Here is a 16,953-nt window from a genome sequence, read left to right as displayed (position 1 = left end):
ATGATGTAAAAACATACCAAATAAAACCAGATACTGACTAATAAAAACTTAACTATGTCATCAACAAATAAAAATGCCGAAGTACCTACACTTTTAGTTAAAGATTCTCAAGGTTCAGACCTCCTATGTTTTCTTGAACAAGTGGTGCCTTTAGAAGGTAATGAATATGCACTTTTAACACCTGTAGATACTCCTGTATCTCTTTTTCAATTAATTGAAGATCAAGATCCCATGTTAATAGAAACAATTGAAAAGAATGAACCAATACTTGAAGTAGCCGATGTTGTCCTTCAAGAACATGATCTTAGACTTGTTCGCTCAGCTATCACACTTACAGTCTCAGGGGAATTAGATGAGCCCGAACCAGAAGAAATTGAAGAAGAAGAAATTGATGACGAGTCAGAGACTTACGAACTTCTTGTCAATTTTAGAGTTGATAATAATGAGTATGGTCTATACATTCCGCTTGACCCTTTCTTCATAGTTGGAAAGCTAGAGGATGGTGAAGTTAAGCTTGTTGAAGGTGAAGAGTTTGACAAGATACAATCAGGAATTGAAGCTGAACTTGAGGAAAGAGGATTATCAGAATAAATATAAAAGAATTACTTATTCCACATTGGAAAGTAAACGATAAGATTTCAAAGATTTCGATAGATGATTTATTATCGAAAAATGTTAAAGCATTAATACTTGATGTAGACGGAACATTAATCTCTGGAAGCAAGCCAGTATTATCAACTGAAATAAAAAGTTGGATTGATAATTCAAAAAAATACTTTTATACTTACTTATTCAGCAACAATCCATCTAAAAATAGAATAAAATTAATTGCTGATGAATTAGATATAGAATTTACATACTCTGGAAGCAAGCCAAGTAAAAGAAAATTACAGAAGATCCTAGATAAAATTCCATATTCATCAAATGAAGTAGCAATAATTGGAGATAGAGTTTTTACAGATATTCTTGTAGGCAATAGATTAGGAATGTATACAATATTGGTAGATTCAGTAGATTATTATGGAAACAAAATTGAAAAAAACAACTTTCAATCCATTGAAAGATACATAGCAAGGATTATAACTGGAGACTTATTATGACAACCTGGGTAATCAAAATTGGTACAAGTCTTTTAAGGGGAAACGATAAATATACAACTTTTGATATTATTAATAATTATTGTTCATACATATCAAAAGCTCAAAGAAATGGCGATAAAGTAATATTGGTATCTAGTGGTGCTGTAGGACTTGGATGTCATAAAATGAGCTTCAAAACAAGACCTAAAGAGATAATCTCTCTTCAAGCCTCTGCCTCAATAGGCCAACTTCATTTAATGGCTTTGTATGAAAAAGCTATGAGCAGTTTTGGATATAATGTTGCACAAATATTATTAACTAGGTCAGAATTGGGCTCGAGAAATAGTTATAAATCTGCTTCGCAAACATTAAAAAAATTGATTGAATGGAATGTTATACCAATAGTAAATGAAAATGATATAATCTCGGATGAAGAGCTAAAGTATGGTGATAATGATACTTTATCTGCATTAGTTGCAACAGCAATATCTGCTGATCAATTAATATTGTTAACTGATATCGACCATCTCTACTCTTCTGATCCAAAAACCGACAGCAAAGCTAAGCCAATCAAAGATATTAACAATACCAAAGAATTGGATAATTTAGAACTAGCAAATGAACAAACTTCTTGGGGGACTGGAGGAATAAAAACAAAATTAACTGCTGCAAAGATCGCTACTGAAAGCGGGATAAAAGTGCTATTAGCAGATGGTCGATCTCCTGAAATATTGGGAGAATTACTTGATGGAAAAAAAATAGGCACTGTTTTCCACCCTCATCCAAACCCTATCGGGAATAGAAAAAGTTGGTTAGCACATGCAATTAAACCAGTTGGAGAAATACAGTTAGACGAAGGTGCTAGTGAAGCTATCAAAAATAAAGGCGCATCACTACTATTAGTTGGCGTAAAAAAGGTGAGTGGGAATTTTATAGCTAATCAACCTGTAAAAGTTATTAACACTGATGGAGAAGAAATTGCTAAAGGAATTTGCTCTATGAGCAGTGATGCTATAAAAATAGGAATTATTTCGAAATCTTCAACTACAGGTTCTCCTCTAGTTATTCACCGAGATGTTCTGGTTCTAACAAATGAATAACTCAAACAAAAATAGTAATTTTCTCTTCCCAAGTTAAATCATGCAATTCAATGAAATTGTCGAAAAACTGAAGCAAGGTCAATCTGGTGTTGTTGACTTTAAAATATCAAACAATACAGTTATCCTGGCTGCTGCTTCTTTAGAAAAGGCTAAAGAAAATGATATAAGTTTTTTAGATAATAATAGTCAATTAAATCTTAAGCATCTCATCAAAACATCAAAAGCATCTGCTCTGTTATTGCCAGCTGATGATGATTTTATTATTAAAATAGCAAAGCAAATTTCAATTAATTGGATCCTATTAAAAGAGCCCAAGATTGCTTTTGCTGAAACACTAGAGTTTCTCTATCCCTCTGAGATAGAAAAAGAAGGTATTCATAAAAGTGCTGTAATCGGTGAAAATGTAAAAATTGGTCCCGGAGTTTCTATCGGAGCCAATGTTTATATTGGAGCTAATACAGACATTGGAGCTGGGACTATTATTCATGCAGGTGTTGTTGTCTATAAAAACGTAAGTATTGGTGATAAAAATTTAATTCATGCAAATACTGTTATTCATTCTGGATCAATACTTGGAGACCAATGCGTAATTAATGCTAATGCTGTTATTGGTGGTGAAGGATTTGGATTCGTGCCCACATCAAATGGATGGAAAAAAATGCCTCAAGTGGGAATAGTTATTTTAAAAAACAAAGTAGAAATTGGTAGTGGATCAACCATTGATAGGCCTTCAGTCGGGGAAACAATAATTGGTGAAGATACAAAAATTGATAACCTAGTTCAAATTGGTCATGGAGTTACTACCGGTAAAGGATGCGCTATGGCTGCTCAAGTAGGTATAGCTGGAGGAGCTCAGATTGGAGACGCAGTTATTCTTGCTGGACAAGTTGGTGTCAGTAATAAAGTTAAAATTGGCGATAGAGTGATAGCAAGTTCAAAAACAGGGATAGTATCAAATATTGAGGCAGGAAAGGTTGTTAGCGGCTTCCCTGCTATTCCAAATAAACTATGGTTGAGATGCTCTGCTAATTTCAAAAAACTACCTGAGATAGCGAAAGCTATTCGTCAATTAGATCACAGAAACTCCAGGTAAGTTTTTCCCTTGATTAACAAGAACAAATGAAGTCTTACAAAATAACATTATTGCCAGGCGATGGGATTGGTCCAGAAATAACAAATGTCACACATAAAATCCTTGAACTCGTCTCAAGGAAATTTGGCTTTGAACTGAAATTCAAAGAAATGCCTTTTGGTGGATCAGCTATAGATTCCGATGGTATTCCCTTCCCAGATAGAACTCTTCAAGAATGTAAGAACTCTGATGCCGTTTTGTTAGCGGCCATAGGAGACCCAAAGTATGACGGATTGCCTAGAGAAAAAAGGCCTGAGACAGGTTTGCTTAATCTCAGATCCTCATTGGATCTTTTCGCAAATATAAGACCAGTAAAAATAATTCCATCCTTAACCAAAGCAAGTAGCTTGAAAGAAGAGTTTGTTAAAGAAGTTGATTTAGTAGTAGTTAGAGAACTTACCAGCGGTATTTACTTTGGAGAACCAAAAGGAAGGATAAAAACAGAAAAGGGAGAACGTGCATTCAATACGATGAAATACACTTCCGAGGAAATAAATCGAATAGCAGAAATTGCTTTTAAATTAGCCAAACAAAGAAAGAAAAAAGTTTGCTCGGTTGATAAAGCTAATGTTTTAGATGTAAGTCAATTATGGAGAGAGGAAACAATATCAGTTTCTAATAATTACAAAGACATAGTACTAACTCATCAATATATAGATAATGCCGCAATGCAATTAGTTAGAAATCCAGGCCAATTTGATGTGATTCTTACAAGTAATTTATTTGGAGATATTCTTAGCGATATTGCAGCCATGCTTACAGGCTCAATTGGCATGCTTCCTTCTGCTTCATTAACCGTTGATGGTCCAGGCGTCTTTGAACCTGTTCATGGTTCAGCTCCTGACATAGCAGGGAAAGATATAGCTAATCCAATAGCAATGCTTTTATCCGCGGCAATGATGTTAAAGATTGCCTTTAATGAAACAAAAGCTGGAAATTATTTAGAAAATGCAATCAACGAAATTCTTAATGAAGGATATAGAACTTCAGATTTAATGAGCGATGAGACAACTAAAAAGGTTGGTTGCTCTCAAATGGGCAAACTATTGGCAGAAAAATTAAAATAATTAGTTCACAAATTAAAAAACTCTTTGAATAGTTTCCCTTTGAGGGTCAGTCGACCTGTAAAAATAAAAGTCAATACATAAGAGTCGATGTCAAAGCTTCACCCAGTAGTAGCTGTAACTGGTTCGTCAGGAGCAGGAACAAGCACCGTTAAAAGAGCATTTGAGCATATATTTGCTCGTGAAAAGATTGTTCCTGCAGTTGTTGAAGGAGATAGTTATCACCGTTTTGAGAGAATGCCTATGAAAAAGGCAATGTCTGAGGCTCTTTCAAGAGGTGAAAACTTTTCTCATTTTGGACCAGAGGCAAATTTATTCGACAAATTAGAAGATCTATTTAGTCAATACGGAAAAACTGGCGGAGGTCAGAAAAGATATTATTTACATAGCCCAGAAGAAGCCGAGGAACACAACACTCGTTTAGGAACAAAATTAGATCCAGGGCAATTCACTCCCTGGGAAGATATTCCAACAGGAACCGACCTTTTGTTTTATGAGGGCCTACACGGTGGAGTAGTAGGAAAAGATTATGATGTAGCTTCATTCGCTGATTTACTTGTTGGTGTAGTACCAATTACCAATCTTGAATGGATACAAAAAATACATCGAGATAACGCAGAAAGAGGATACTCAGCCGAAACCATCGTTGATACGATTCTTAGAAGAATGCCTGATTATATTAATCACATATGCCCGCAATTTAGTCGAACAGATATTAACTTCCAGAGAGTCCCTACAATTGATACGTCAAACCCATTTATTTGCAGAAACATTCCAACACCTGACGAAAGTTTTGTAATTATCCATTTCAGAAAAGGTTCAAGAGAAAAATGGGGAATTGACTTCCAGTACTTATTAGGAATGATACATGATTCATTCATGTCAAGCCCTACAAGTATTGTCGTTAATGGAGGGAAAATGGGATTCGCTATGGAACTTATTCTTACACCTATTATTCATAAAATGATAGAAGAGAAAAAAGCTGCAGGATAATATAATAAATCAATACAAGGCAATAAAATTTATCATTAATAGAAGAATTTAATAAATAATGCCAATTATAATATTCTTTACTTTGATACTTCTATATATTTTATATTCCGTATCGATAGAAGACATAAAAACAATGCTAATAAGTGATAATAAATTAAAAATATTGGCCATATCAGGTTTTGTTTACTTGATATATTTAGGCATATTAAACGAAAAAATTAATAGTATAGATTTAATAATAAATAATTCTTTTTCAATGCTTATTATCTTTATAATAATGTATTCAATAAGCTATATTAGTTATAAAATTTTTGGATTAAATTCATTAGGGATGGGTGATATAAAACTCTCTTCTATTAGTACAATATGGATTGGTATTGAATTGAGCTTTTTATCATTATGCATTTCATTTTCTCTATCAGCTATATATAGCTTGTATGGAAAGTTTACTAAAAGGTTGATACCATTTCAACAGTATCCATTTGCGCCATTTATATCAATTGGGATATTTTGTTCATGGATTATAGATAAGATTTAAACTTTCAAATCCCTTTAAAGGCACTCAAGGTATTAAATTAAATTCAATCACTAAATAGCAGTGTCATTATTCGACTGGTTTGCTGATAGAAGAAAAGGCCAATTTGTTGGCAAAGTCACTCAGGAATCTGAAGAAAGTGATGGCCTATGGGAAAAATGTCCAGAATGTGGGCAGGTAGTTTACAGAAAAGATTTAATAGATAATTGCAGTGTTTGTAGTAACTGTGGGCATCACAATCGAATAGATAGCCAAGAAAGAATAAGACTAATTACTGATCCAAATACATTTAAACCAATCAATAATCATTTAACGCCAGTTGACCCTCTGGGTTTTAAAGATCGACGAGCTTATGCGGATAGATTAAGAGAAAGTCAAGCTAGTACCGGGCTTAAAGATGGAGTCATAACAGGGACATGCAAAGTAAATTCTATTCCAATGGCATTAGCCGTAATGGATTTCAGATTCATGGGTGGCTCAATGGGGTCTGTTGTAGGGGAGAAGATCACACGGCTTATCGAATACTCAACCAAAGAAAAGTTACCATTGCTAATCGTTTGTGCATCAGGTGGTGCTCGAATGCAAGAAGGGATGTTAAGCCTAATGCAAATGGCAAAAATCTCAGGGGCGCTTGAACGACATAGAGATGCTCAATTGCTCTATATGCCTTTACTTACACATCCCACCACTGGAGGAGTTACTGCTAGTTTTGCCATGCTTGGAGATTTAATACTTGCAGAGCCCAAAGCACTTATTGGATTTGCAGGAAGAAGAGTAATTGAACAAACGCTGAGAGAAAAACTACCTGATAATTTCCAAACAGCAGAATATCTTCAAGATCATGGTTTCGTAGATACCATTGTCCCTAGAACAGAACTTAAAGAAACTTTGGCAAAGATACTTCGATTACATAAGACACAAGAAGTAAAGTTAGAAACTAATGCATAAAATAAATCAAACAATAAAAAATAAACTTAATAATCTATTGAAAATCTTAGTCCTAATATTATTAATTTTATTCAATACGAAAAACATAGTATATGCAGCCAATATTAATTGGATTGAAGTTAGCAAAACGCCTACAGGAATTCAATATTTAGACAGAGAGAGTATTGATATCAAAGGGAAAGGAATAATAGAACTGACCACAAAATACTTAAAAATCGACTCTAACAATTCAAAGGTAATAGAGGAGAATATATATATAATGAAAATCAATTGTTTGACTAATAAATTCAAAGATATTTCAGTTAATGGGAAAAAGAATTTAACCGCAAAATGGGAAGACCCCGATGGGGATAAACTATTAGATGATGTGATTTCAGATAGCTGCGAAAATGTTTAAACTAATCAGTTGTTTAAAAGAATGATCAAAACAGATCATCCTCTGCGTATAGCAATTGCAGGACTAGGTTTTGGTGAAAGTGTTCATATTCCTGCATCATTGTCTAACAAGAATATTGAGCTTGTGGGGTTGTGGCATCCTCGACCAGAAAGGCTTAAAGAAGCCTGCGATAAGCACAATCTTCGTGCCTACGTGACCTGGGAGGATTTAGTCAATGATTCCAAAATAGATGGAATAATCATAGCCACTCCACCAGCACCCAGATATGAACTTGCACTAGAAGCAATTAAAAAAGGAAAACATCTTTTATTAGAAAAGCCAACTTGCTTAAACTCTGAGGAGGTAAAAGAGCTTCAAAGAAATGCCCTCAAAAGAAATTTAAAAATAGCTGTCGATTACGAATATCGAGCGGTACCTCTTTTCATGCAAGCAAAGCGAATGATTGACGAGAAGAAACTAGATGAACCATATCTTATAAAACTAGATTGGCTTATGAGTAGCAGAGCTAATCCAGACAGGCCATGGAATTGGTATTCAGATGAAGATTCTGGGGGGGGAGTATTGGGCGCGTTAGGCACCCATGCTTTTGACATGATTCATTGGCTAATTGGTCCAACTCATTCTTTAAGCGCAATAAATTCAACATCAATAAAACAAAGAGTTTGTGCAAAATCAAAAACTACTAAAAAAGTGACAAGTGAAGATGTAAGCATTTCTCAACTACTAATAAAAAGCATTAACAATAATTTGATTCCAGTCCAAGTAAATCTCTCTGCAGTAACAAAACAAAGCAGGGGCTTTAGTCTAGAAATCTATGGGAGCAATGGAACTCTTATTCTTAGCAGCGATAACCAGAACGATTATGTCCACGGATTTGGCCTGTGGTGCTCAACTAAAGAAGAAGTTCTTAAAAATATTCAACCGGATTCAGATCTCACCTTTTCAAAAATTTGGACAGATGGACGCATTGCCCCAGTAGCGAGAATACAAAGTTGGTGGGCTCAAAGCATAAAAGACGGTACACCTGTTATTCCAGGTTTAGCTGAGGGATTAGCCAGCCAAATAGTTTGTGACAAGGTCAAAGAATCAAACTCGATAGGAATGAAGCTTGAAATCAATTAGAGAGGTTCATTAAAAAAATTTTTTTAGGTGTAATAAGCCACAAAAAGGGCCTTTGATATGGAATAATCTTAATGAAATTTTTGTTGCATAAATGGCACTCTCGTACTACGCAGAAGAACTAAAGAAAACAGCAAGTGCCATAGCCCAGCCAGGCAAAGGGATTCTTGCTGTTGATGAATCAACGAAAACAGTAGGTAAAAGGCTTGCTTCAATAGGTGTTGAGAACACTGAGGACAACAGAAAAGCATATAGAGGTATGCTTTTCACCACAGAAGGTCTTGGAAACTTCATAAGCGGAGCGATTCTTTTTGAAGAAACTCTTTTCCAGAACCATCCAGATGGTGAGCCAATGGTTAAAAAGCTTGAGAAGCTAGGAATAATTCCAGGAATCAAGGTTGATAAAGGTCTAAGACCATTAGCTGGTGGACACGATGTAGAAACTTTTTGTTCAGGTTTAGACGGTCTTGTTGAAAGAGCTGCTGATTATTACGAGCAAGGTGCAAGATTTGCTAAGTGGAGAGCAGTGCTTCAAATAACAGACGATGGTTGTCCTTCTAAACTTTCTATTAGAGAAAATGCTTGGGGTTTAGCAAGATACGCTAGATCAGTTCAAGAATCTGGTCTGGTTCCAATTATTGAACCAGAAATCTTAATGGATGGTTCACATTCAATTGAAAAGACAGCAGCAGTTCAAGAAGAAGTAATCAAAGAAGTTTACTTAGCTTGCCAAGTAAACGGAGTACTTCTAGAGGGAACTCTTCTAAAGCCATCAATGACGGTTCAAGGTGCTGACAGCTCAACAAAAGCTGATCCTCAGCAAGTAGCTGAAATGACAATCCGTACAATGGAACGCTGTGTACCTGCAAGTGTCCCTGGTATTACTTTCCTTTCAGGTGGCTTGAGCGAGGAAGCTGCATCAGTTTATTTAAATCTGATGAATAAGATCGACAGAAAGGCTAAGTGGAATGTTTCATTCTCATATGGTCGTGCTTTACAACATTCATGTCTAAAAGCATGGAAAGGCTCGAACACTGCTGATGGACAAAAAGCACTCATAGCTAGAGCTCAAGCAAACTCTGAGGCATCAAAAGGATTGTATGTTGCTGGTTCTCAGCCTTCTTCTGATGAACAACTATTTGTAGCTGGATATAAGTACTAAGCTAAAAAAGCTAATAAAAAGCTGCTATCTATCATTTTGATAGCAGCTTTTTTAATGCCTTGATTTATAAATTCAAGAAAGAAGTGTACTAAGAATTGACTTGCCATCAATATTACCTAAAGCATCATCACAAGCTCTTTCAGGATGTGGCATCATCCCCAAAACATTTCCTTTTTTATTTGTAATTCCAGCAATATCATTGATTGATCCATTTGGGTTATGAGCGTATCTTAGAGCAATCGAATCATCATCCTGCAATTTTTTCAAGACGTCATTACTACATTGATATCTCCCTTCTCCATGAGCAATAGGTAGTGAAATAGAATCATGTTTTTTATAATTTTTCATCCAAGATGATTTTGTACTTTCAATAGATAAATTTGCTTTATCACAAATAAAATGTAGATTCTTATTTCTTGTCAAAGCTCCATGCAAGAGACCAAGTTCAGTAAGTATTTGAAACCCATTACAAATACCAAGGACTTTTCCACCTTTATCAACAAAAGAGATTAAAGAATTTAAAACAGGTGCGAATCTTGCTATCGCTCCACAACGTAAATAATCTCCATAACTAAAACCCCCAGGAATGACAATTGCGTCATAACCACTTAAATCAGTAGTTTCATGCCATAGAAAACTTGTAGGAATTCCCAGGCATCCTTCAGTAGCCCACCTGACGTCCCTATCGCAGTTCGATCCAGGAAAAACAATAATTCCGATATTCATTTATTTAGTTTGTAAGAGTTTTCTGTTCGTCCTTAAATTCCAAAGACCAGTCCTCAATAACAGGGTTTGCGAGCAATCGATCACTCATTAACTCAATCTTCGATCGAGCTTCCTCCTTATTTGCCGCTTCGATCTCAAGTTCAATAGATTTACCAATTCTTAGTTGAGTAACTCCTTCTATTCCTAATCTCTTAGTAGCTGACCTAGTAGCCTCTCCGGCCGGATCCAAAACAGAAGGTCTTAAATGAACAAAAACTCTTGCTTTAAATAAAGACACTTTTAAAAATCAATGGGATTTCCTACTGCCTTCCCTTAGTTAACCCAAGAAAGAAGGTTACAAAGTTATTGTAGATAATATTTGATAAATTTCTAATTGATACTTTCTCATTGTTCACTTATTAATCCTTTACCTAGGCATGTCAGACAAGTGTGATAACAATTTGGGCTAGATTTCATATAACCATTACCGCCACATTTATTGCAGGTCTTCAGATTCAAAGCATTGGCAACAATCTGAACTTCATTTTTCTCGGTAGTGGAAACTGCTTGACTCACAACAAAAAGTCCGGTTAGAAACTATTAAAAAATTGGTTTAAGAGAATTATCTCCTAACTCACAAAGAATCGCGGATAAAAATAAAAATACAACCTATTTTTAATATAAATATAATAATTTGAACCGATTAATTAAAAAGAAGATTCAAAAGCTTTTTTAACTCCGCCTTTCAGACTCAAAGAGACTAAATCAATCCCAGCCTTAGAAGGTTTCCAAGAATTATCATTCGCGCTCTCAAACCATGAATTAAATCTAGATCCAACCATTTGGATCTGAAGGGGCAAAGCCTTACCCTCTATCCAGCATCTCCCTTTTATTCGAAGAATTTGATATTCCGGAACAAGTTTTAAAAGTATTTCTTTCAATAAATTTTGATTAATTGGGAATTCAAATCTTAAATGCTCACTTATTACATCAACATGGTCATGGTCATGGTCATGGTCATGGTCATGGTCATGGTCATGGTCATTTTGATCTGATCGAGAAATATTGTTTTGTTCTTTGCAAAGGCCGAGAATTACTGAAGGTTCAATTTTTCCATTAGATATTGGCAGAATATTAGTAATGGAATTCCCTTGCTTCTTTACCTCATCCCTAACCAATGAAAAGCTTTTTGCAGAAAGCAAATCAGACCTACTAATCAAAACGAGATCAGCAGAAATCAATTGATCTCTAAAAAGATCATTTATTGGAGTTAAATGATCAATACTATTATCATTTGTTATTTGTTCATTAATACTTTTTAAATCACCCACTGGACTTCCGTTTGAAAGAGCATATCCATCAACCAAAGTTACGACACCATTAATGAAAACCTTACTTCTTATTGCAGGCCAATTAAGAGCTTGCAGTAAAGGCTTTGGCAAAGCAAGACCACTGGTTTCAATAATGATTCCATCAAGCTGATTTGATCTAAGAAGCAAAGCTTCCATTGCAGGTAAGAAGTCCTCTTGAACAGTGCAACATAAACAGCCATTATTCAATTCAACTATTCTTTCATCTACTTCATCATCAGAGCAAAAGCCACAGGTTTTAAGAAGGTCTCCATCTAAGCCTACTGTTCCAAATTCATTAACTACTACAGCTAGACGTTGATGAGCTTCACTTAAAAGATGTCTCAAGAGTGTTGTTTTGCCAGAGCCCAAAAACCCCGTAACCACAGTAACTGGTAGACGACTATCACTCATCTTTATTTTTGTTCAACAAGTCAGCAGCCAAGACTATAGCTTGTATCCTCCTCGGTTTTTGAATTTGTTCCAGAAGCCATAGAACATAGTTCTTTTTGTTGTATTCGACTTATCACCGCATCTGTAAAGTCAGCTCCTTCAATAAGAGCATCTGTGAAGGTACTTTCCATCAATAATGCACCATTGAAGTCGACATCCCTTAAATCAGCTCCTTCGAAATCAGTTGCATATGCCAAAGAGTCATTTAGCTGCGCACCATGCAAATCTGCTCCATTCAATTTACTATTATTAAATACTGCTCCTGTCAGATTTGATCCACTGAAATTTATGCCCTTCAGATCTAGTTTTACGAAATCATTTCCACTTAAATCCTGGCTAGACATATCCTGGGAAATATTGAGTTCTTCTTGATTGCGAATCTCAGCAGGCGTTCTAGCAAAAACACTTTGACCAGGAAAAATCAAAACAAAAATAAGTAATGCAGCAAAAACAATTGCTTTAAAATCAGAGATGAAAGAAGTTTTTTTGTTCATTGGAGCTTAAAAGGACTTTTAACAGGTAATTTAATTATTCACGTTATGGCAAATAGGGCCAAGAATGAATCATGTCAATGAGCTTAAGAGTAATAGTTCCTCCTCACCCACTCATATCACATTGGTTAACTATTTTAAGAAACCCTACTACCCCAGAAATCCTCTATGCAACAGGCCTAGAACAACTTGGCACCTGGCTCACTTATGAAGCTCTAAGAGATTGGATCCCAAGTAAAAAAGAACAGATCACTACTTCAGCAGGAACAACTGAATGTTCAATTATTGATCCAAATATTCCTATTTTGGCAATTCCTTATTTGCCTGCAGGGCTTGAGCTCTTTAGAGGTGCTAGAAATTTAATTCCTAATTCAAATTTGTGTATTGGCGGGCTACCTAAAGAAATTGAGGAAAATGCAGGAATTATTTTTTACATAGATCAAATAACAACCGGTAAACAACTTTTAAAAGATTTAAATCATCTTAAAGATAAAAAAATTGATACAAGAAGGATAAGAGTGATTACAGCATTAGCTGCTAATCAAGGACTCAAAGAAATCGGTGAAAATATTCAAGATTTGAATATTTATTGTGCTTGTATAGATCCTGAATTAATATCAGAAAGTGAACTATCACCTGGAATTGGTGATCCATCATTACGTATCAAAACCAGAGTCACCTCATCGGACTAGCATTTAACGAAGTTATTCAAACCATGAGCCAATATCGAGATTCAAATTCAGGAAGTTTGGCATCATTAATTAGTGGTGCCGTACTTGGAGCTGCAGGTTTAGCTTGGTGGTTACTTTCTGAAGCCGAGAAAAGGCAAGAAACCAGAAAGCAAAAGGCAATGCTTTATGCACCAAGAATTCAAGATGGCTCTGAGGCAACTGAATTAGAATCAAATACTCTAGGGAATCAAACCAACGAACACCTTGAGCAACGTGTTGAACAGCTTAATTCGGCAATAGCAGACGTACGGAAACAATTAGAAGACCTGGGATCTTCTAATTAATTCTAATTTTTAAACAATTAAATAGAAATCAAATGCTTAGATCAAATGCGATAACACAGGGTATTCAGCGGTCACCTAATAGAGCAATGCTTAGAGCTGTTGGCTTTGATGATAATGATTTTAATAAGCCAATCATTGGAATCGCTAATGGTCACAGCACAATAACCCCATGCAATATGGGATTAATGGATCTGGCTAATAGAGCAGAGGCCGCTTTAAAAGAGGCTGGTGCAATGCCTCAAACATTCGGGACCATAACAGTTAGTGACGGCATCTCTATGGGAACAGAAGGGATGAAATATTCATTAGTTTCAAGAGAAGTTATTGCTGACGCAATTGAGACAGCTTGCAACGCTCAAAGCATGGATGGTGTATTGGCAATAGGTGGGTGTGACAAAAATATGCCCGGCGCAATGTTATCAATGGCAAGAATGAATATACCTTCAATCTTTGTTTACGGAGGAACAATTAAGCCCGGGAAATTAGACGGTTGCGACCTAACCGTAGTTAGTTCTTTTGAAGCTGTCGGTCAATTAACAAGTGGGAAAATAGACGAAGAACGTTTAATAGCAGTAGAAAAAAATGCTATCCCTGGTCCTGGTAGTTGTGGTGGCATGTTCACTGCAAACACCATGTCTGCGGCAATTGAAACGATGGGTTTTAGTTTGCCATTTAGTTCAACAATGGCAGCTGTAGATGATGAAAAAGCAGAGAGCGCTGCCAAGAGTGCTCAGGTGCTTGTCAATGCAGTTAAGAACAACATCAGACCATTAGATTTACTCACAAAAAAAGCCTTTGAGAATGCGATCAGTGTCATCATGGCTGTTGGTGGCTCAACAAATTCTGTCCTTCACCTACTTGCAATAGCGAGGACTGCAGGAGTTGATTTAACAATCGATGACTTTGAACGTATAAGACAAACTGTTCCTGTAATTTGCGACCTCAAGCCAAGCGGTAAATACGTAACGGTAGACTTACATCAAGCCGGGGGGATTCCTCAAGTAATGAAATTACTCCTCGATGCAGGAATGCTTCATGGAGAATGCAAAACCATTGAAGGTAAAACAATTAAAGAAGTTCTTAGAGATATCCCCTCAAAGCCCAAAGAAAATCAAGATGTTATCAGAGCAATATCAAATCCTATTTATAAGAAAGGACATCTAGCTATTCTCAAAGGAAATTTAGCCAGTGAAGGAAGTGTCGCAAAAATCAGTGGGGTCAAAACTCCTGTTTTAACTGGGCCTGCAAGGGTTTTTGAGAGTGAAGAAGAATGCTTAGCTGCAATTCTAGACAATAAAGTCAAAGCTGGAGATGTAGTAGTCGTTAGATATGAAGGGCCTGTAGGAGGACCCGGGATGAGAGAAATGCTCTCTCCAACTTCAGCAATTGTAGGTCAAGGGTTGGGAGAGAAAGTTGCTCTAATTACAGACGGCCGATTTAGTGGGGGATCATATGGATTAGTGGTCGGCCACGTTGCTCCAGAAGCAGCCGTTGGAGGAACAATTGGATTAGTAGAGGAAGGAGACAGTATTACTGTTGACGCTAATAAATTATTAATTCAGTTAAATGTGGAAGACCGAGAACTAGCTATAAGGAAAGAGAAATGGAAGAAGCCAAAGCCTAGATATAAGACAGGCATTCTTGGAAAGTATTCCAGACTAGTAAGTTCATCAAGCCAAGGAGCTACAACCGATCAAATATAGTTCAGTTTAACGAAGCCTTAAAAACTGTCCTGAGTTTTCTCGCAAGGGACTCAAAAAGTTTTCCATATGAAGGCGTTTCGCATTGGACACCAGATGAGCTATCCATCCAAACAGCATGCTTCCCTTGCCATAATATCGGCCTATCAATTAATGATTTCCAAGATATAGTCATATTTACATCATTCCCACTTTTATACACTTCAAGTTCAATATCCATAGATTCTTCTCTTTCGCCGTCTATATTTCTAGATTGAATTTTAAAAATCAAGTCATCAGAATCATCATCTAATTGATTTTCTAAACAAACAGAATGAACATATGGCTTCATACAAAGATCTGCCGCTTTGGCAACTTCAGCTATCAAGCTATCTTTCGAATCAGGAGTATGCACTAATTGACTTAATTAAGACTTTGATAGGACCAGCAAAAAACCCTGAGTTCATTTTGCCTGGCTGACCAAATTTTGAATGGAGTACTTGAAATCTATTGATACAAGTGGGATCAAAACTAAGCGGTAGCCGAACAGGCTTTGCTCGACGAGCCGGTTCCAAATCTTTAAAGGGTATTTTTATACTACTAACTCCGTTTTTCTTTGTGGGTATTGATGCCACCCAACGAATATCACCTTTTAGAAGATTTGATAGTGATAAAGGTTTCTTTTCACAAGCAATTGCAAATTTCAATGTTCTCCCTTCTCCCTCAACTTCAAGAATTAATCCAGAATATTTGGAAAGATTAAAAGGCTTATCAAAAATTGGAGAGCGGCAACTAACAAAGCCACCGCCTTCTTCTACTAAGTTACCCTCAAGAAATAAGCCTTTCTCTGAAGAACGGCACTTTGCAAGACTTGATCCGCCCATAATTGTGTCATTCAGAGATTTCCAATCTGAAAATTCTGCCCCCTGTATGAGAGGAGTTATTGAAATTTCAGTCGGTGGTGAATCAGGAATCAATTAAGAAGTATGCTCTACTCATACAATAATCTAATTAGGAAGATGGGTAAGCATCTTTATCAGCTAAGACAATAATTTCAGAGTTTGGTGAAACTAATTTTGCAGGTGTTCGCTCCCATGATTCTGATTCATCAAGTAGACGTTTAAGAGCCGTTTGTTTAGCAGATCCACTGACTAGGAAGACCACATTGTCTGCTGAACTGAGTAGTTTACTTGTAAAGGTAATTCTTTTATGACCTTTACCTTCACCAACAGTTATTAGGCTATCTCTTTCAAATAATGCATCCGAGCCAGGAAAGAGAGAGGCTGTATGCCCATCATCTCCCAAGCCCAATAAAATTAAATCAAATTTTGGTGGATCCCCATCCAAATTATTTTTCAAAATTTTTTCATAATCTTTAGCACTTTCCTCTGGCGATGCTAATTCAACGGTTGAAACACTAAAAAATGATGCTTGTAGGGAAGGGTTACCTTCTTTAAATAATGAATTATTCAATAGAAAGCAATTGCTATCTTGAGATTCATTGTCAACCCATCTTTCATCTCCAAGGAACAAATCGACGTTCATCCAATCAATATTTTTTTTACCCAATAAAGAATAAGCAGCCTTAGGAGTCGAACCACCGCAAAGGGCAATTTTTGCTTTATTTTTAATTTTTAAAGTTGACTCAACAATCTGAGCAATCAAATCAGAGGCAGCTTGAGCGAGAGAGTTTTTATCTTCTGAAACTTGAATTTCATATTTAGTCATTAGT

At 36.1% G+C, this 16,953-nt stretch carries 22 protein-coding genes; 14 read left to right on the top strand and 8 right to left on the bottom strand.

The window, feature by feature from the left end:
* Positions 1–54 precede the first annotated feature (54 nt).
* The 11 genes from SIB53_RS08015 to SIB53_RS07965 all read left to right on the top strand — a co-directional run bounded on the left by SIB53_RS08015 (position 55) and on the right by SIB53_RS07965 (position 9,529).
* Positions 55–591 carry a DUF3727 domain-containing protein gene (locus SIB53_RS08015; RefSeq protein ID WP_413677710.1) on the top strand — a complete coding sequence of 179 codons (537 nt, stop codon included), beginning with the start codon at positions 55–57 and terminating at the stop codon, positions 589–591.
* Positions 579–1,100, top strand: a complete 522-nt coding sequence (locus SIB53_RS08010) for a YqeG family HAD IIIA-type phosphatase (RefSeq protein ID WP_413679143.1) — start codon at positions 579–581, stop codon at positions 1,098–1,100. Before SIB53_RS08015 ends, SIB53_RS08010 begins: the two co-directional genes overlap by 13 nt.
* Positions 1,097–2,179: a glutamate 5-kinase gene (gene proB / locus SIB53_RS08005; protein ID WP_413677709.1), complete on the top strand. Its 1,083-nt coding sequence runs from the start codon at positions 1,097–1,099 to the stop codon at positions 2,177–2,179. Before SIB53_RS08010 ends, proB begins: the two co-directional genes overlap by 4 nt.
* A 40-nt stretch (positions 2,180–2,219) precedes the next feature.
* On the top strand, positions 2,220–3,272 hold the full coding sequence (gene lpxD, locus SIB53_RS08000; RefSeq protein WP_413677708.1) for a UDP-3-O-(3-hydroxymyristoyl)glucosamine N-acyltransferase: 1,053 nt from the start codon (positions 2,220–2,222) through the stop codon (positions 3,270–3,272).
* Positions 3,273–3,298: 26 nt separating this feature from the next.
* Positions 3,299–4,378 carry a 3-isopropylmalate dehydrogenase gene (leuB, locus tag SIB53_RS07995; protein ID WP_413677707.1) on the top strand — a complete coding sequence of 360 codons (1,080 nt, stop codon included), beginning with the start codon at positions 3,299–3,301 and terminating at the stop codon, positions 4,376–4,378.
* 87 nt (positions 4,379–4,465) lie between these two features.
* Positions 4,466–5,368 (top strand): phosphoribulokinase, encoded by a 903-nt coding sequence (locus tag SIB53_RS07990; RefSeq protein ID WP_269612712.1) that lies wholly within the window; start codon positions 4,466–4,468, stop codon positions 5,366–5,368.
* 58 nt (positions 5,369–5,426) lie between these two features.
* Positions 5,427–5,906: a prepilin peptidase gene (locus tag SIB53_RS07985; protein WP_413677706.1), complete on the top strand. Its 480-nt coding sequence runs from the start codon at positions 5,427–5,429 to the stop codon at positions 5,904–5,906.
* 60 nt (positions 5,907–5,966) lie between these two features.
* Positions 5,967–6,851, top strand: a complete 885-nt coding sequence (accD, locus tag SIB53_RS07980) for an acetyl-CoA carboxylase, carboxyltransferase subunit beta (RefSeq protein ID WP_413677705.1) — start codon at positions 5,967–5,969, stop codon at positions 6,849–6,851.
* Positions 6,844–7,248: a hypothetical protein gene (locus SIB53_RS07975; RefSeq protein ID WP_413677704.1), complete on the top strand. Its 405-nt coding sequence runs from the start codon at positions 6,844–6,846 to the stop codon at positions 7,246–7,248. Before accD ends, SIB53_RS07975 begins: the two co-directional genes overlap by 8 nt.
* 21 nt (positions 7,249–7,269) lie before the next feature.
* Positions 7,270–8,370, top strand: a complete 1,101-nt coding sequence (locus SIB53_RS07970; RefSeq protein ID WP_413677703.1) for a Gfo/Idh/MocA family protein — start codon at positions 7,270–7,272, stop codon at positions 8,368–8,370.
* 91 nt (positions 8,371–8,461) lie between these two features.
* Positions 8,462–9,529, top strand: a complete 1,068-nt coding sequence (locus tag SIB53_RS07965) for a class I fructose-bisphosphate aldolase (protein WP_158466423.1) — start codon at positions 8,462–8,464, stop codon at positions 9,527–9,529.
* 72 nt (positions 9,530–9,601) lie between these two features.
* On the opposite strand, the gene purQ is transcribed toward SIB53_RS07965, so the two are convergent.
* From purQ to SIB53_RS07940, 5 genes are all read right to left on the bottom strand, one after another.
* A complete protein-coding gene (gene purQ, locus SIB53_RS07960; RefSeq protein ID WP_269624663.1) occupies positions 9,602–10,255 on the bottom strand; it encodes a phosphoribosylformylglycinamidine synthase subunit PurQ in 654 nt (217 codons plus the stop codon).
* A 4-nt stretch (positions 10,256–10,259) separates the two neighbouring features.
* Positions 10,260–10,532: a phosphoribosylformylglycinamidine synthase subunit PurS gene (gene purS, locus SIB53_RS07955; RefSeq protein WP_269605342.1), complete on the bottom strand. Its 273-nt coding sequence runs from the start codon at positions 10,530–10,532 to the stop codon at positions 10,260–10,262.
* Positions 10,533–10,639: 107 nt separating this feature from the next.
* On the bottom strand, positions 10,640–10,810 hold the full coding sequence (locus tag SIB53_RS07950) for a hypothetical protein (RefSeq protein ID WP_413677702.1): 171 nt from the start codon (positions 10,808–10,810) through the stop codon (positions 10,640–10,642).
* A gap of 131 nt (positions 10,811–10,941) precedes the next feature.
* The gene (gene cobW, locus SIB53_RS07945; RefSeq protein WP_413677701.1) at positions 10,942–11,997 is read right to left on the bottom strand and encodes a cobalamin biosynthesis protein CobW; all 1,056 of its coding nucleotides are present in this window, start codon (positions 11,995–11,997) and stop codon (positions 10,942–10,944) included.
* A 20-nt stretch (positions 11,998–12,017) separates the two neighbouring features.
* Positions 12,018–12,530 carry a pentapeptide repeat-containing protein gene (locus tag SIB53_RS07940; protein ID WP_413677700.1) on the bottom strand — a complete coding sequence of 171 codons (513 nt, stop codon included), beginning with the start codon at positions 12,528–12,530 and terminating at the stop codon, positions 12,018–12,020.
* Positions 12,531–12,601: 71 nt separating this feature from the next.
* Between SIB53_RS07940 and SIB53_RS07935 the strand changes: the two genes are divergently transcribed.
* Genes SIB53_RS07935 through ilvD form a run of 3 tightly spaced genes read left to right on the top strand, consistent with a single transcriptional unit; the run spans position 12,602 to position 15,245 of the window.
* A complete protein-coding gene (locus SIB53_RS07935) occupies positions 12,602–13,219 on the top strand; it encodes a uracil phosphoribosyltransferase (RefSeq protein ID WP_269605338.1) in 618 nt (205 codons plus the stop codon).
* Positions 13,220–13,242: 23 nt separating this feature from the next.
* Complete coding sequence (locus tag SIB53_RS07930; RefSeq protein WP_269605336.1) at positions 13,243–13,542, top strand: hypothetical protein; 300 nt, start codon at positions 13,243–13,245, stop codon at positions 13,540–13,542.
* 32 nt (positions 13,543–13,574) lie between these two features.
* The gene (ilvD, locus tag SIB53_RS07925; protein WP_269624660.1) at positions 13,575–15,245 is read left to right on the top strand and encodes a dihydroxy-acid dehydratase; all 1,671 of its coding nucleotides are present in this window, start codon (positions 13,575–13,577) and stop codon (positions 15,243–15,245) included.
* Position 15,246: 1 nt separating this feature from the next.
* Here the strand turns inward: ilvD and SIB53_RS07920 are convergent, their stop codons facing one another.
* The 3 genes from SIB53_RS07920 to pgl are packed head-to-tail and all read right to left on the bottom strand — an operon-like array spanning position 15,247 to position 16,949.
* On the bottom strand, positions 15,247–15,636 hold the full coding sequence (locus SIB53_RS07920) for a coat protein (RefSeq protein WP_413677699.1): 390 nt from the start codon (positions 15,634–15,636) through the stop codon (positions 15,247–15,249).
* Entirely contained in the window at positions 15,623–16,198 is a 576-nt protein-coding gene (locus SIB53_RS07915) for a CIA30 family protein (RefSeq protein ID WP_269605330.1), read from the bottom strand. Before SIB53_RS07915 ends, SIB53_RS07920 begins: the two co-directional genes overlap by 14 nt.
* Positions 16,199–16,232: 34 nt before the next feature.
* Positions 16,233–16,949, bottom strand: a complete 717-nt coding sequence (pgl, locus tag SIB53_RS07910) for a 6-phosphogluconolactonase (protein ID WP_413677698.1) — start codon at positions 16,947–16,949, stop codon at positions 16,233–16,235.
* Between the last annotated feature and the right edge of the window lie 4 nt (positions 16,950–16,953).

Origin of the sequence: Prochlorococcus sp. MIT 0916 (assembly GCF_047305155.1) — a bacterium.
In the GTDB taxonomy this organism is placed as follows: Bacteria; Cyanobacteriota; Cyanobacteriia; order PCC-6307; family Cyanobiaceae; genus Prochlorococcus_B.
The sequence above is the reverse complement of the archived record's forward strand: the minus strand, read 5'-3'. Positions and strand labels throughout refer to the sequence as shown.

What these genes read in the sequence shown, in the direction of transcription:
- pgl (WP_413677698.1), bottom strand. Translation starts at nt 16,949, where the DNA reads ATGACTAAATATGAAATTCAAGTTTCAGAAGATAAAAACTCTCTCGCT.
- lpxD (WP_413677708.1), top strand. Translation starts at nt 2,220, where the DNA reads ATGCAATTCAATGAAATTGTCGAAAAACTGAAGCAAGGTCAATCTGGT.
- purQ (WP_269624663.1), bottom strand. Translation starts at nt 10,255, where the DNA reads ATGAATATCGGAATTATTGTTTTTCCTGGATCGAACTGCGATAGGGAC.
- SIB53_RS07940 (WP_413677700.1), bottom strand. Translation starts at nt 12,530, where the DNA reads ATGAACAAAAAAACTTCTTTCATCTCTGATTTTAAAGCAATTGTTTTT.
- SIB53_RS07975 (WP_413677704.1), top strand. Translation starts at nt 6,844, where the DNA reads ATGCATAAAATAAATCAAACAATAAAAAATAAACTTAATAATCTATTG.
- SIB53_RS07970 (WP_413677703.1), top strand. Translation starts at nt 7,270, where the DNA reads ATGATCAAAACAGATCATCCTCTGCGTATAGCAATTGCAGGACTAGGT.
- ilvD (WP_269624660.1), top strand. Translation starts at nt 13,575, where the DNA reads ATGCTTAGATCAAATGCGATAACACAGGGTATTCAGCGGTCACCTAAT.
- SIB53_RS07935 (WP_269605338.1), top strand. Translation starts at nt 12,602, where the DNA reads ATGTCAATGAGCTTAAGAGTAATAGTTCCTCCTCACCCACTCATATCA.
- proB (WP_413677709.1), top strand. Translation starts at nt 1,097, where the DNA reads ATGACAACCTGGGTAATCAAAATTGGTACAAGTCTTTTAAGGGGAAAC.
- SIB53_RS07990 (WP_269612712.1), top strand. Translation starts at nt 4,466, where the DNA reads ATGTCAAAGCTTCACCCAGTAGTAGCTGTAACTGGTTCGTCAGGAGCA.
- SIB53_RS07965 (WP_158466423.1), top strand. Translation starts at nt 8,462, where the DNA reads ATGGCACTCTCGTACTACGCAGAAGAACTAAAGAAAACAGCAAGTGCC.
- SIB53_RS07985 (WP_413677706.1), top strand. Translation starts at nt 5,427, where the DNA reads ATGCCAATTATAATATTCTTTACTTTGATACTTCTATATATTTTATAT.
- leuB (WP_413677707.1), top strand. Translation starts at nt 3,299, where the DNA reads ATGAAGTCTTACAAAATAACATTATTGCCAGGCGATGGGATTGGTCCA.
- SIB53_RS07930 (WP_269605336.1), top strand. Translation starts at nt 13,243, where the DNA reads ATGAGCCAATATCGAGATTCAAATTCAGGAAGTTTGGCATCATTAATT.
- SIB53_RS08015 (WP_413677710.1), top strand. Translation starts at nt 55, where the DNA reads ATGTCATCAACAAATAAAAATGCCGAAGTACCTACACTTTTAGTTAAA.
- cobW (WP_413677701.1), bottom strand. Translation starts at nt 11,997, where the DNA reads ATGAGTGATAGTCGTCTACCAGTTACTGTGGTTACGGGGTTTTTGGGC.